Source organism: Synechococcus sp. BO 8801 (genome assembly GCF_002252675.1).
In the GTDB taxonomy this organism is placed as follows: domain Bacteria; phylum Cyanobacteriota; class Cyanobacteriia; order PCC-6307; family Cyanobiaceae; genus Cyanobium.
In genome coordinates, this window is the sequence record NZ_NQKY01000002.1 from 229,933 (window position 1) to 242,413 (window position 12,481).

Here is a 12,481-nt window from a genome sequence, read left to right on the forward strand (position 1 = left end):
GCCGTCGTTCCTTCCCATGGCAGCCCTCGCGACCACGCCGGTCCGTGCCCGCGTCCTGGGCATTCCTGTGAATGTAAGCAACGACGTCTTCCGGGACGCCGTGGCCCTGCACGCGGCCGGCGGTGGCCAGATCGTCACCCTCAATGCGGAGATGACGATGGCGGCCCTGGCGGATCCCGCCCTGGGGGCGGCGATCGAGGCGGCCCGGATGGTCATCCCCGATGGGGCCGGCGTGGTCTGGGCCCTGGGCCGCCAGTCGCACCGGGTGCGCCGGGCTCCGGGCATCGAGCTGGCCCGCCGCCTGCTCGACCATGCGGCCGCCAGCGGTTGGCGGGTGGCCCTGGTGGGGGCGAGTCCGGCGGTGATGGATCAGCTGCGCGATCGCCTCGCCCACGACCTTCCTGGGCTGAAGCTCGTCTTCAGCGTCCACGGCTACCAGAGCGCGGATGCCTGGCCCGGGCTCGAGCGTCAGCTGCTGCAGTGCCGCCCGGATCTGGTGCTGGTGGCCCTGGGGGTGCCGCGCCAGGAGACCTGGATCCAGGAGCAGCCCGGACCCCGCAGCGGCCTCTGGATGGGGGTGGGCGGCAGCTTCGACATCTGGGCCGGCGCCAAGAAGCGGGCCCCCGCCTGGATGGGAGCCCTGCACATCGAGTGGCTCTACCGGCTGATCAAGGAGCCCAGCCGCTGGCGGCGCATGCTCTCGCTGCCGGCCTTCGCCTGGGCTGTGCTGCGCGAACGCCGCTGAACGGTGGTGCTCAGTGAACGCCGCTGATCAGCGGAAGCCGACGGAGGCCTGCCAGACGAAGGCCAGCAGCAGGAAGAACAGGGGAATGATCGGCAGGATGTCCACCAGGGGGCCGAAGGCTTGGTACGCCTCGGGCAGCTGGGCGAGGGTATGGGGCGCGTAGCTGGCCAGCAGGGAGAGAGCCATGCCTGGGGGAGAACCGTTGCAATGGCCGGAACCTACCACGTGTGGGCGGCCGGGGAGTCTGGCTCCCAGGGAGCGAAATCCTCTGAAAAACATCCCTCGCCGATGGCCTGGGCCATGGCGGTCGTGAAGCGCAGCAGGGTGGTGAGGTTGTGGAGGCTCAGCAGGGTGCGGCCCAGCAGTTCGTCGCTGCGGAACAGGTGGTGCAGGTAGCTGCGGCTGTGGTGCCGGCAGGCCAGGCAACCGCAGCTGGGGTCGAGGGGGCCGTGGTCGTGGCGGAAGCGGGCATTGCGCAGGTTCCAGCGCTCGCCCCCCACCAGGGCGGTGCCGTGCCGGCCCAGCCGGGTGGGCAGCACGCAGTCGAACAGGTCGAAGCCGTTGGCGACCGCGATCGCCATCTCCCGCAGGCTGCCCACCCCCATCAGGTAGTGGGGACGCTCCTGGGGCAGCAGGGGACCCACCTGGCGCACCACCCGGTGCATCTCCTCGACGGGCTCGCCCACGCTCACGCCCCCGACGGCGATGCCGGGCAGGTCCATCGCCGCCACCACCCGGGCCGAGGCCTCGCGCAGATGGGGGAAGCAGCCCCCCTGCACGATCCCGAACAGGGCCTGGTCGCCGCCGCCGTGGCAGGCGACGCAGCGCTCCAGCCAGCGGTGGGTGCGCCGGCAGGCCTCGGCCACCGCCGCTTCGCTGGCGGGATAGGGCGGGCACTGGTCGAAGGCCATGGCCACATCGGCCCCCAGGGCCCGCTGGATGGCCATGGAGCGCTCGGGGGTCAGGTCGATCCGCGAGCCGTCGCGAGGGGAGCGGAACACCACGCCGTCGTCGTCGATCCGGTTGATGGCGTCGAGGCTGAACACCTGGAAGCCGCCCGAGTCGGTCAGCAGGGGGCCGTCCCAGCCCATGAAGCGATGCAGCCCGCCGGCCTCCGCCACCACCGGCTCCCCCGGCTGCAGATGCAGATGGAAGGTGTTGGCCAGGACCATCTGGGCCCCGGTCTCCCGCAGCTGGGGCGTGCTGACGCCCTTGACGGTGGCGGCGGTGCCCACCGGCATGAACCGGGGCGTGTGGACGGGGCCGTGGGGGGTGGTGAAGCAGCCGCAGCGGGCCCGGGTCCGCGGGCAACGGGCGGTGATCGTGAAGTCGAAGGCGATGACGCCGCAGCGGCTCAGCGCTGACGCTAGGCGCCGCTGCTGCGACGCTACCCGGGGTTCCACCTCCACCTGCACCGCCGCCTCCAACGCCCTGCCCATGCCCCGCCTGAGCGCTCCACCGTGGCTGCGGGATCTCGCCGGGGCCTGGATCTTCTATTCGGTGCTGCCGGCCTGGCCGGCGCCGGCGCCCCGCTTCGAGCGGATCGCCCGCTTCGCCCCCTGGATCGGTGCCGTTCTCGGTGTGCTGCAGGGGCTGCTCTGGTGGGCCCTGGAGGGGCGGGTGCCCCTGGTGGCCCAGGTGGCGCTGGTGCTGGCGCTCGGGCTGTGGCTGAGCGGCGGCCTGCACATGGACGGCGTCATGGACAGCGCCGATGGCCTGGCGGCGGGGGACCGCTGCCTGGAGGCGATGGCCGACAGCCGGGTGGGGGCGAGCGGCGTGCAGGCCCTCGTGCTGGTGCTGCTGCTGCGGGCCGGGGCCCTGGCGATGCTGGGGCCGGCGGCGCCGGTGGCGCTGGTGTGGGCCGCGGTCTGCGGCCGGGTGGCGCCCCTGCCCGCCATGGCCTGGTTCCCCTACCTGCGGCCCGGCGGCAGCGCCGCCTTCCATCGCGCCCACGGGGCCGGCCTGGCGGCGGAGCTGCGGCCCGCCCTGCTGCTGCTGCCGCCCCTGCTGCTGCTGCCCTGGCCGGGCCTGGCCACCTGGCCCGTCCCCATCGGAGCGCTGGCCCTGCTGCCGGCCCTGCTGGTTCCGGTGGTCCTGGGTCGCCGCCTCGGCGGCCACAGCGGCGACAGCTACGGCGCCTGTGTGGAGTGGAGCGAATCGCTGGGCCTGCTGCTCATCGCCGCGGTGCTGACGGCCTGGGCAGGCTGAGCCGGAAGGCGTTGCCCTCCTCCGGGAGCGCCTCGGCCACGGTCCGGGGCGGCACCACGAGCGCCAGTTCGCCGCCCAGGCTGCGGGCCAGATCACGGCCGAGGGCCAGCCCCAGGCCGGTGCCGGGCAGGTCCTGGCCCCGGGTTCCCCGCACCCCCCGCCCGAAGATCGTTTCCCGCTCGGCGGCGGCAATGGCCGGCCCGCCGTCCCAGACCGTGAGCTGCAGCCCGCCGTCGTCGCTGGCCCAGTGCAGGCCCACGGCGGCGCCTGGGGGGCTGTAGCGGAAAGCGTTCTCCAGCAGGTTGGCCAGGATCTCCGCCACCGATCCGCTGTCGCCGCTCCAGTCCGGCAGGGTCCGGGGGCCGTGCCACTCCCGCCCCTGCAGGGTCGCGGTGGCGGCCGCCCGCTGCAGCAGCGGTTCCAGCAGCCCGGCCAGGGGCTGGCCCTCGGGTCCGCTCAGCAGGGGCGGCAGCAGCAGGGGCTGGGGGGAGGCGGGGGCGGCGAGCTGCCCTTCCGGGTGGACCAGGGCGCTGATGGCCTCCACATAACGGTTGATCTGGCGCTCCTCGGCCAGCAGGCCCTGCACCAGGGAGCGGTCGTTGTGGTCGGGGCCGAGGCGCCGCAGCAGCAGCTGCCCGAAGGTGCGCAGGGCCGTGAGCGGGTTGCGCAGCTGGTGCAGCAGCAGTCCCAGCTGCTCCTCCCGCTCCGAGAGCCGCTGCCGCAGCTCCCCGCCCTCCAGATCCAGCCGCAGGGCTTCGGTGAGGGCCAGGGCCACGGCCTGGAGCCGCTGGGCGAGCGGCTCGGGCCAGGGGTTGCGGGCGGCCTCCACCTGCAGGGCACCGAGCAGGCGCTGGCCATCCCGCAGGGGCAGCCAGCGCCGCTGCTCCGCCGGCACCCGCAGCCGGCTGACGCTGTCCACCGCCGGCAGGGCCCGCTCGTCCGGGGGCCAGTGGCCGACCGGCAGCAGGCTGGGCTGGCCCGTTTCCCCCTGATGGGTGACGTAGACCACCAGGGACCGGACCTCAGGGCAGTCGACGAACTGGCCCAGCTGAAACCCCACCAGGGCCAGAAACCGTTGCGAGACAGGCATCACCAGCCGCGGACCGGATCCGTCCGGGAAATTTTCGGGAGAGGCGTGTCGAAACGCAAAAAAAGTTTTAAGATCTTGGTAACGACCACTACTTCGCAGTCCTCGGACGGGCGGAAAGTTGCAGTCGTAACGGCCAGCGTTGCGCTTTGCTCGCAACCAAGGCTACAGCAGAGGCAGCTGCGCACCGCCTCTGTACCGGCCATGACCTCCTCCGGGAGCCGGCCGGCGTTACCGACGGTGATCCTCTCCGACCAGCCCCAGGTCGACAGTCGTATGGACGTGGACCCGCCACCCCTGGGTGGTCGGTCCTCTCTGCCGTTCGTCGCCGGCTCCGGCCGCTATCGCACGTCTGCAGCCCCCCCCCCCCCCCCCCAACTCCACCTTTCGGTCTCCCTTCACCGGGATCCATGCCATGTCCAAGAAGCGCAAGCGGATCAGTCGCCGTCGTCTCGCAGGCCAGCGGGTCCTCGCCCATGTCCCGACCTTCAACCTCGAAACCGGCTCCCACAAACCGGTGACGGCAGCCCGCCGCTACATCGCCGAAACGGAGCTGACGGCTCCGGCGATCCTCAACGTGCGCCGCAACGAGCACACCACCGACCGCTTCTTCTGGGGGGAGAAGGGCCTGTTCAGCGCCCAGTACGCCGAAGAGAACCATTTCCTGTTCCCGTCCCTGCGGCTGATCGTCGACAGCATCGGCGAAGAGGTGCTCTTCGAGGGCCTCGAAGCCCTCGCCTCCGACGACTGGGAGGAGATGGAGGAGTACGAGTACGCCTTCGTCTGATTCCCGCTTCGCGGCTCCTGGTCAGCGTGCTTCCCAGCCCCTGACCAGGAACTCCCGCACCGGGGCGATCAACTCGGGATCGATGCTGTGGCCGCCTGGAAAGGTGATCCGCCGCACCGAGCCACCGGCCTCCGCGAGCGATCGTTCCAGCGCCGCACTGGCCGCAAAGGGCACCACAGGATCCTGCTCGCCATGGGTGAGCAGGATGTCCGTGCGTGGCGTCCGGGGCTGCCAGTCGGGATGGGGGTAGCCGCTGCAGGCCACCAGCCCCGCCAGTGGCAGGGCCTCGCTGGCGTCCGGGCCGCAGCCCGTGGCCACATCGATGGCCATGGCCGCCCCCTGGGAGAAGCCCAGCAGGCAGGTGTGCTCCAGCGGCACGGAGGCGCCCAGGGCCAGCAGCCGGCGCCGCAGCGCCCGGCGGGCCTCGGGCAGCTGGGGCCACTCGGGCTGCTGCAGGTCGTACCACTGGCGGCCCATGCCGGCCGGATGGGGCAGGGGCGCCCGCAGGGCGACCACGCTCAGGCCGATGGCGGCGGGATCGGCGTCCAGGAGCACCGCCCCCAGATCCAGCAGGTCATCGGCGTCGGCGCCCCAGCCGTGCAGCAGCACCAGCCGTCTTTCGGCCTGGCGCGGGCCCGCGAACAGGGCGGTGGCGTCGTCTTCGATCGGCGGCACTTCGGCGAGGGGATCCGTGGGCACGGTGACGTTCGGCTGTTGCTGCGTAGGTTGGCTCCTCCTCCGCCCTTTCCGCCGTCATGGCTGCCACGGCCCTTCTGAGTGTGTCCGACAAGCGGGGCCTGGTGCCGCTGGCGGAGGGGCTGCTGGCTCAGGGCTACGCGTTGCTCTCCAGCGGCGGCACCGCCGCGGCCCTGGCCGCCGCCGGCCTGCCGGTGACGAAGGTGGCGGAGCACACCGGTGCTCCCGAGATCCTCGGCGGCCGGGTCAAGACCCTCCATCCCCGCATCCACGGCGGCATCCTGGCCCGCCGGGACGATCCCGTCCACCGCGCCGACCTGGAGGCCCAGGGGATCACCACCATCGATGTGGTGGTGGTCAACCTCTATCCCTTCCGCGCCACCGTGGCCGACCCCGCCGTGAGCTGGGAAACGGCCATCGAGACCATCGACATCGGTGGCCCGGCGATGGTGCGGGCCGCCGCCAAGAACCACGCCGACGTGGCGGTGCTCACCGATCCCGACCAGTACCCGGCCTTTCTGGAGGCCCTGGCGGCCGGCCAGGTCGACGGGAGCCTGCGGCGCCGGCTCGCCCTGGCGGCCTTCGCCCACACCGCCGCCTACGACGCCGCCATCGCCACCTGGATCGATGGCCGCCTCGCCGATGAACCGGGCCAGCCCCTGCGGCTGGAGCTGCCCCTGCGGCAGGTGCTCCGTTACGGCGAGAACCCCCACCAGGGCGCCCGCTGGTTCGGCGAAGCCGGCGTGGGCTGGGGGGCGGCCCGCCAGCTCCAGGGCAAGGAACTCAGCTACAACAACCTGATCGACCTGGAGGCGGCCCTCACCACGGTGGCGGCCTTCGGCTACGGCCCCGGCGCCGAGCCGGCGGCGGTGGTGATCAAGCACACCAACCCCTGCGGCGTCGCCATCGGCGCCGACACCGCCGAGGCCCTGCTGCGGGCCCTGGATGCCGACCGGGTCTCCGCCTTCGGGGGCATCGTCGCCCTCAACGGGCCGGTGGACCGGGCGGCTGCCGAGCACCTGGCGGGGCTGTTCCTGGAATGCGTCGTGGCGCCGTCGTTCTCCGAGGAGGCCCGCCAGCGGCTGGCGGCGAAGACCAACCTGCGCCTGCTGGAGCTCGATCCCGGCGCCGTGGCGGGGGCCGCCGGAGCCCTGCAGCTGCGCAGCGTGCTCGGAGGGGTGCTGGCCCAGCAGGCGGACGACGGCCCCGCCGATCCCGATGCCTGGCAGGTGGTGAGCGAGCGCCAGCCCAGCGCCCAGGAATGGCAGGATCTGCGCTTCGCCTGGCAGGTGGTGCGCCATGTGCGCTCCAACGCCATCCTGGTGGCCCGCGATGGCCGCACCCTCGGCGTCGGGGCGGGCCAGATGAACCGGGTGGGCTCGGCCCGGCTGGCCCTCGAGGCGGCCGGCGCAGCCGCCCGGGGGGCCGTGCTGGCCAGCGACGGCTTCTTCCCCTTCGATGACACGGTGCTGCTGGCGGCGGAGCACGGCATCCGGGCGGTGATCCAGCCCGGCGGCAGCAAGCGCGACCCGGATTCGATCGCCGCCTGCAACGCCAACGGCATGGTGATGGTGATCACCGGCCGTCGTCACTTTCTGCACTGAGGGCACGGAGAAGTTGTAACTTCGGTGCACTCGCAGCCGGCCGCCCTGGCCCGGTGGAGTTCCAACGCGTCATGTTCGCCGCCCTTCCCGCTTCGATCGCCTTCGCCCTCAACTTCGCCCACCCCCTGCTGATGTGGGTGCTGCTGGGCCTCGCGGCCTACGCGATGTTCCTGGGCATCAAGGCCAAGAAGACCCGCACGGCCACGGCCGAGGATCGCAAGGAGCTCATCAAGGGGCAGTTCGCCAAGCGCCATTACCTCATGGGCAGCCTCGTGCTGGCCGTCCTCGTGCTCGGCTTCGTCGGTGGCATGGCCGTCACCTACATCAACAACGGCAAGCTGTTCGTCGGTCCCCACCTGCTGGTGGCGCTGGGGATGGTGTGCCTGATCGCCCTGGCGGCGGCCCTCTCGCCGCTGATGCAGGCCGGCAACCTGATCGCCCGCAAGGTGCACGTGGGCCTCAACATGACCCTGATGACCCTGTTCCTGTGGCAGGCCGTCACCGGCATGCAGATCGTCAACAAGATCCTCACCGCTCCCGCTCCCTGAGCACCCCCCCCTGAGGGAGGGGGGTCAGAACTGGGCCCGGCGCCGCGGCGGGCAGGGGATGCCGTGGCTGGCGTGGAAATCCTCCTGGACCTTCCAGGTGAGCCGGCGGGAGATCTGCCGCACGATCTGACGCAGCAGGTGGTCGCCGCTGCTCTGGACCAGGTGTTCGGGCAGCAGGGAGAGCATGCCGGGCAGCCGCAGCCACACGGCCAGGTCGAGCTGCCAGCGCACCAGGGTGTGGAGCATCACCCCATCCACCTCCTCGTGGGACACCTCGGAGCCGCTGGCCTCGTCGAGGCACAGGGAGGCCGCGAATTCGACGTCGTAGAGCCCCCGCAGGGCCGCGTCGGAGTGGGGCAGGGGCACGGTGACGATGCGGTAGATCCCGGCGGCCTGGGGAAGCAGCTCCAGGCCGATGGTGGGCTCCACCTCGAAGCCGAAGTTGCCGAAGCGGCCCAGGGTCAGCACATACCCCTGGCTGCCGATGGGCTCCACCGTCATCGGGGCGGCGCAGCGGCGGAACCAGCCCTCGTGGCGGTCGAGGTAGGAGCCCACCACGGCGGCCGGCGCCCGCATCTCCATCAGATCGGCGAAGGTGCTGGCGTAGCGGCGGATGGCAGGGTCCGTCCTGTCGCGCAGGGGTTCGCTCGCGGTGGCCCCGGCGTCGTCGGGATCCTGTTGCAGGGAGGAGCCTGCCGCCATCGTGGTCTGGGGCGTGCGGTGGGTCAGAGGGGAACGGCCAGAAAGGACGGGGGTTCTGATCTCCCGGGCGGCCCTGGAGGGAGGAAAACCTTTCGTGAATGTAAAGCCACCGGGTGGTGGTTCACTCCTCGCTGAGACCCACCAGGCGCTCGATCACGTCCTCCACGACCCGGTCGGGGGTGGAGGCGCCGGAGGTGATGCCCACCCGCACCGGCCCCTCCGGCAGGAAGGGCTCCAGGGTCTCCAGCTCGCCCCCCAGGGGCTTGTGCTCGATGCGGTTGCCCGGTCCGATCCGCTCGGGGGTGTCGATGTGGAAAGAGCGGATGCCGCGGCTGACGGCGATCTCCTGCAGGTGGGTGGTGTTGGAGGAGTTGTAGCCGCCGATGACCACCATCAGGTCGAGGGGCTCGTCCACCAGGGCGAACATGGCGTCCTGGCGCTCCTGGGTGGCGTCGCAGATGGTGTTGAAGGCCAGGAAGTGCTCGTCGAGCTCGGCGGGGCCGTAGCGCTGCAGCATGGTGCGCTCGAACAGGCGGCCGATCTCCTCGGTCTCGCTCTTGAGCATGGTGGTCTGGTTGGCGACGCCGACCCGCACCAGGTCCCGGTCGGGATCGAAGCCGGGGGAGCAGGCATTGGCGAAATGGCTCATGAAGGCCTCACGGTCGGTGGCCCCCTGGCCCCGCTCGAGGATGAAGTCGCTGACCATGCGGGCCTCGGCCAGGTCGAGCACCACCAGGTAGGTGCCGGCGAAGGAACTCGTGGCCAGGGTCTCCTCGTGCTTCACCTTGCCGTGGATGATCGAGGTGAAGGCGTGTTTCTTGTGCTTCTCGACGGTGTTCCACACCTTCGAGACCCAGGGGCAGGTGGTGTCGACGATGTGGCAGCCCCGTTCGTTGAGCAGCTGCATCTCCTGCACGGTGGCGCCGAAGGCGGGCAGGATCACCACGTCCCCGGTGCCCACCTCGGAGAAGTCCTTGACGTCGTCGTCGACCGGGATGAAGCGGACGTCCATCTGGCGCAGATGGGCGTTGACCGAGGGGTTGTGGATGATCTCGTTGGTGATCCAGATCCGCTCACTGGGGTAGTGGCGGCGGGTTTCGTAGGCCATGGCCACCGCCCGCTCCACCCCCCAGCAGAAGCCGAAGGCCTCCGCCAGGCGGATCTTGAGACGCCCGCGCTGCAGGACGTGGCCGTTCTCCCGCAGGCTGGCGATCAGGTTGCTCTGGTAGGCCTGCTCCAGGCTGCCCGCGACCTCGTCGCCCAGGCCGAAGCCGCGGCGGTTGTAGCGATCCGAGTGGTGCAGGGAGCGCTTGAAGGCACGGGTGTCCACAGGCAGGTACCGGGTTGTGCCGACTCTATGGGGGTCGGCGGTGGGACGGGCGAAAAAAAACCGCGGCCGGAGCCGCGGTCGAAAAGGGAAACCGGATCCGGGGGATCAGTTGGAGGCGGACACGAAGTCGGGGTAGGCCTCCATGCCGTGCTCGCCGATGTCGAGACCCTGGACCTCTTCATGCTCCTCGACGCGGATGCCGCCGGAGACGGCACTGAGGATGCTCCAGACGATCCAGGAGGTGACGATCGTGAAGACGGAGAAGACGAAGGATCCCAGGATCTGGATGCCCAGCTGGCTGAAGCCACCGCCCATCAGCAGACCCTTGTCGGCGTTGAACAGGCCCACCGCCAGGGTGCCCCAGATGCCGCCGATGCCGTGGACCGAGAAGGCACCCACGGGATCGTCGATGCCGATCGAGTCGATGAAGCTGACAACGTAGACGACGATGGCGCCGCCGATGAAGCCCACGACCCAGGAGGCCCACATCGGGAAGCCGTCGCAGCCGGCGGTGATGCCCACCAGACCGGCAAGGATGCCGTTGATGGTCATCGTCAGGTCGGGCTTGCCGGAGTGGATCTGGGAGAACAGGGTGCCGGCGATGCCGCCGCCTGCGGCGCCCAGGGTGGTGGTGACGGCCACGTAGGGGACCAGCTCATTCATCGCCAGGACGGAACCGGGGTTGAAGCCGTACCAGCCGAGCCAGAGGATCAGGCAGCCGAGGGTGGCGATGGCCAGGTTGTGACCGGGGATGGCCTGGGGCTTGCCGTCGATGTACTTGCCGATGCGGGGGCCGAGGATCATGGCGCCCACCAGACCGGCCCAGCCGCCGACGGTGTGGACGACGGTGGATCCGGCGAAGTCGATGAAGCCGAGTTTGTTCAGCCAGCCTTCACCCACGTTCCACTGCCAGGAACCGGCGATCGGGTAGATGACGCCGACAAGAACCAGGGAGAAGATGACGAACTCGTTGAACTTGATGCGTTCGGCCACCAGGCCGGAGACGATCGTGGCGGCGGTTCCGGCGAAGGCCACCTGGAAGAGGAAGTCGACACTGGGGACGAGCTTGCCTTCGGTCACCATTTCAGCGGTGACGGTGGGGTCGAAGAAGAAACCGCCGAACTTGAAGACGCCGGGGATCACCCACGAAGCGTTGTACATGATCTTGTAGCCGATGAACCAGTACGCCGTGGCCGCCAAGGCGAAGACGATCAGGTTCTTGGCCAGGATGTTGACGGCGTTCTTCTGGCGGCAGAGACCGGCTTCCACCATGGCGAAGCCGGCGTTCATGAAGATCACCAGGAAGGCCGCGATCGACAACCAGAGGTTGTTGATCAGGAAGGCGGGGGTGAGCTCGGGCAGGTCGGCCGCGTGGGCGGAGAGGTTGAACAGGCCCAGGATGAACAGGGCCAGAGGCACACAGGCGAACCAGGTGAGGCTGGTGCGGGAGGAGAGACCACGAACCTTGCGCATTAACAGCCCCGGTGCCTCAAGCAGGCTGGCTTCGCTGAGGCTTCTCGGCGGTCGAACCTTGTGCGGGTGACTTGAATCGATCATGGATCGTGGTTGAAGAGAACGTTCGTCTTCTGACGCCGGGGTAGGCATCAACAAGCTCCGACTATCCATGACGGGCATCGGTTCCAATGTCTGATTCGCTACCAAATGAGTCCGAGGCCACCGCCCGGCCCGGCCCGGCGGCGGAGGGCCCCGCCCTGAAGAGATGCAAAGAGTTTTCAGAAGTGTTCACTATGGACAGTGCAGAGGCGCTAGACATGCATCAGGGAAGCCTTCTGGCCTCCCCATCTCTGCCTTTGTCGCCATGGCCCGTTCCGCCCTCTGCTATCGCGGTCTCCCCTACGACCACTCCCACGACGCGTCTCCCTCCCCCGCCCCGATCGACCACGTCTACCGCGGTCACCACTACGACGCGCCGCTGCGGCACGAGCCGTCCCCGGTGGATGGGGCCCTTGATCTCGTCTATCGCGGCACCCACTACCACCATCACCAGGCCTGAGCGGCCAGGCCCAGCCACGTCACGGACGCCGCATCGAAGCTGTAGCGGCAGGGGAGCACCTCCACCCCTGCCGCCGCAGCGGCCCTGAACAGTTCCCCGTAGCGGGGGTCGGCGCTGTCGCCCGGCGCGAAGCGCGTCACGTCGCCGCGGCTCAGGCACGGCACCAGCACCGCCCGGGTCCCGGGCACCAGGGCCGTGAGCTCCACCAGGTGCTTCTGGCCCCGTTCGGTGACCGTGTCCGGGAACAGGGCCAGATCGCCGTCGCTCCAGGTCGTGTTCTTCACCTCCACATAGATCGGACGGGGATCGGCGGCGCCTTCGGCGGGTGTCAGCAGCAGGTCGATCCGGCTGCGGCGCCCCTCGCCGTAGGGCACCTCGGCGCGGATGCTGCCGATGGGGCCCAGCCAGGGCTCCAGGCAACCCGCCTCGATCGTGGCCCGCACCAGCCGGTTGGGCAGGGCCGTGTTGACCCCCACCCAGACCGGCTCGCCGCCATGGCCGCCGACCTGCGCCTGCTCCCAGGTCCAGGCCAGCTTGCGGCTGGGTGAGGGGTCGTGGCGCAGGCGCACCCGTCCTCCCGGCAGCAGCACCCCGGTCATCGGCCCGGTGTTGGGGCAGTGGGCCGTCACCGTCCGGCCATCGTCCAGCTGCACGTCGGCCAGGAAGCGCTTGTAGCGCTTCAGCAGCACCCCCTCCTCCAGGGGGCCGGTGGACAGCACGGGCACGGCAATGGTCGCTGGGGCCATGGGGTCGGCTGCCC

The 12,481-nt window shown here is 70.4% G+C and carries 14 protein-coding genes; 6 read left to right on the plus strand and 8 right to left on the minus strand.

The features are described 5' to 3' along the window. Positions 1-16: 16 nt before the first annotated feature. On the plus strand, positions 17-745 hold the full coding sequence (locus tag CJZ86_RS02605) for a WecB/TagA/CpsF family glycosyltransferase (protein ID WP_094584400.1): 729 nt from the start codon (positions 17-19) through the stop codon (positions 743-745). 27 nt (positions 746-772) lie between these two features. Here CJZ86_RS02605 and CJZ86_RS02610 read toward each other — a convergent pair whose 3' ends face one another. Continuing rightward, a complete protein-coding gene (locus CJZ86_RS02610) occupies positions 773-931 on the minus strand; it encodes a photosystem II reaction center protein K (protein ID WP_015109656.1) in 159 nt (52 codons plus the stop codon). Positions 932-963: 32 nt separating this feature from the next. Then, a complete protein-coding gene (gene tgt, locus CJZ86_RS02615) occupies positions 964-2,085 on the minus strand; it encodes a tRNA guanosine(34) transglycosylase Tgt (RefSeq protein WP_094584472.1) in 1,122 nt (373 codons plus the stop codon). A gap of 97 nt (positions 2,086-2,182) precedes the next feature. On the opposite strand from tgt, the gene CJZ86_RS02620 reads away from it, so the two are divergent. After that, positions 2,183-2,953, plus strand: a complete 771-nt coding sequence (locus CJZ86_RS02620) for an adenosylcobinamide-GDP ribazoletransferase (protein ID WP_094584401.1) — start codon at positions 2,183-2,185, stop codon at positions 2,951-2,953. Here CJZ86_RS02620 and CJZ86_RS02625 read toward each other — a convergent pair. Next, entirely contained in the window at positions 2,919-4,043 is a 1,125-nt protein-coding gene (locus CJZ86_RS02625) for a sensor histidine kinase (RefSeq protein WP_094584402.1), read from the minus strand. The genes CJZ86_RS02620 and CJZ86_RS02625 overlap by 35 nt on opposite strands. Before the next feature lie 412 nt (positions 4,044-4,455). Between CJZ86_RS02625 and CJZ86_RS02630 the strand changes: the two genes are divergently transcribed. Further along, positions 4,456-4,827, plus strand: coding sequence for a DUF3155 domain-containing protein (locus tag CJZ86_RS02630; RefSeq protein ID WP_015109652.1), 372 nt, complete (start codon positions 4,456-4,458; stop codon positions 4,825-4,827). A gap of 21 nt (positions 4,828-4,848) precedes the next feature. Here the strand turns inward: CJZ86_RS02630 and CJZ86_RS02635 are convergent, their stop codons facing one another. Beyond that, positions 4,849-5,526 carry an alpha/beta hydrolase gene (locus CJZ86_RS02635; RefSeq protein ID WP_094584403.1) on the minus strand — a complete coding sequence of 226 codons (678 nt, stop codon included), beginning with the start codon at positions 5,524-5,526 and terminating at the stop codon, positions 4,849-4,851. A 56-nt stretch (positions 5,527-5,582) separates the two neighbouring features. On the opposite strand from CJZ86_RS02635, the gene purH reads away from it, so the two are divergent. Beyond that, entirely contained in the window at positions 5,583-7,127 is a 1,545-nt protein-coding gene (purH, locus tag CJZ86_RS02640) for a bifunctional phosphoribosylaminoimidazolecarboxamide formyltransferase/IMP cyclohydrolase (protein WP_094584404.1), read from the plus strand. Between the two features lie 71 nt (positions 7,128-7,198). Then, positions 7,199-7,675 carry a DUF4079 domain-containing protein gene (locus CJZ86_RS02645; RefSeq protein ID WP_094584405.1) on the plus strand — a complete coding sequence of 159 codons (477 nt, stop codon included), beginning with the start codon at positions 7,199-7,201 and terminating at the stop codon, positions 7,673-7,675. A gap of 24 nt (positions 7,676-7,699) precedes the next feature. Here the strand turns inward: CJZ86_RS02645 and CJZ86_RS02650 are convergent, their stop codons facing one another. The 3 genes from CJZ86_RS02650 to CJZ86_RS02660 all read right to left on the minus strand — a co-directional run bounded on the left by CJZ86_RS02650 (position 7,700) and on the right by CJZ86_RS02660 (position 11,264). Continuing rightward, positions 7,700-8,377, minus strand: coding sequence for a DUF1997 domain-containing protein (locus CJZ86_RS02650; protein ID WP_198960055.1), 678 nt, complete (start codon positions 8,375-8,377; stop codon positions 7,700-7,702). 121 nt (positions 8,378-8,498) lie between these two features. Further along, positions 8,499-9,707 (minus strand): 4-hydroxy-3-methylbut-2-enyl diphosphate reductase, encoded by a 1,209-nt coding sequence (locus CJZ86_RS02655; RefSeq protein WP_094584406.1) that lies wholly within the window; start codon positions 9,705-9,707, stop codon positions 8,499-8,501. 105 nt (positions 9,708-9,812) lie between these two features. After that, entirely contained in the window at positions 9,813-11,264 is a 1,452-nt protein-coding gene (locus CJZ86_RS02660) for an ammonium transporter (RefSeq protein WP_094584407.1), read from the minus strand. A gap of 262 nt (positions 11,265-11,526) precedes the next feature. On the opposite strand from CJZ86_RS02660, the gene CJZ86_RS02665 reads away from it, so the two are divergent. Then, positions 11,527-11,721, plus strand: a complete 195-nt coding sequence (locus tag CJZ86_RS02665; protein WP_094584408.1) for a DUF4278 domain-containing protein — start codon at positions 11,527-11,529, stop codon at positions 11,719-11,721. Here the strand turns inward: CJZ86_RS02665 and sfsA are convergent. Then, the gene (sfsA, locus tag CJZ86_RS02670; RefSeq protein ID WP_094584474.1) at positions 11,709-12,467 is read right to left on the minus strand and encodes a DNA/RNA nuclease SfsA; all 759 of its coding nucleotides are present in this window, start codon (positions 12,465-12,467) and stop codon (positions 11,709-11,711) included. The genes CJZ86_RS02665 and sfsA overlap by 13 nt on opposite strands. Between the last annotated feature and the right edge of the window lie 14 nt (positions 12,468-12,481).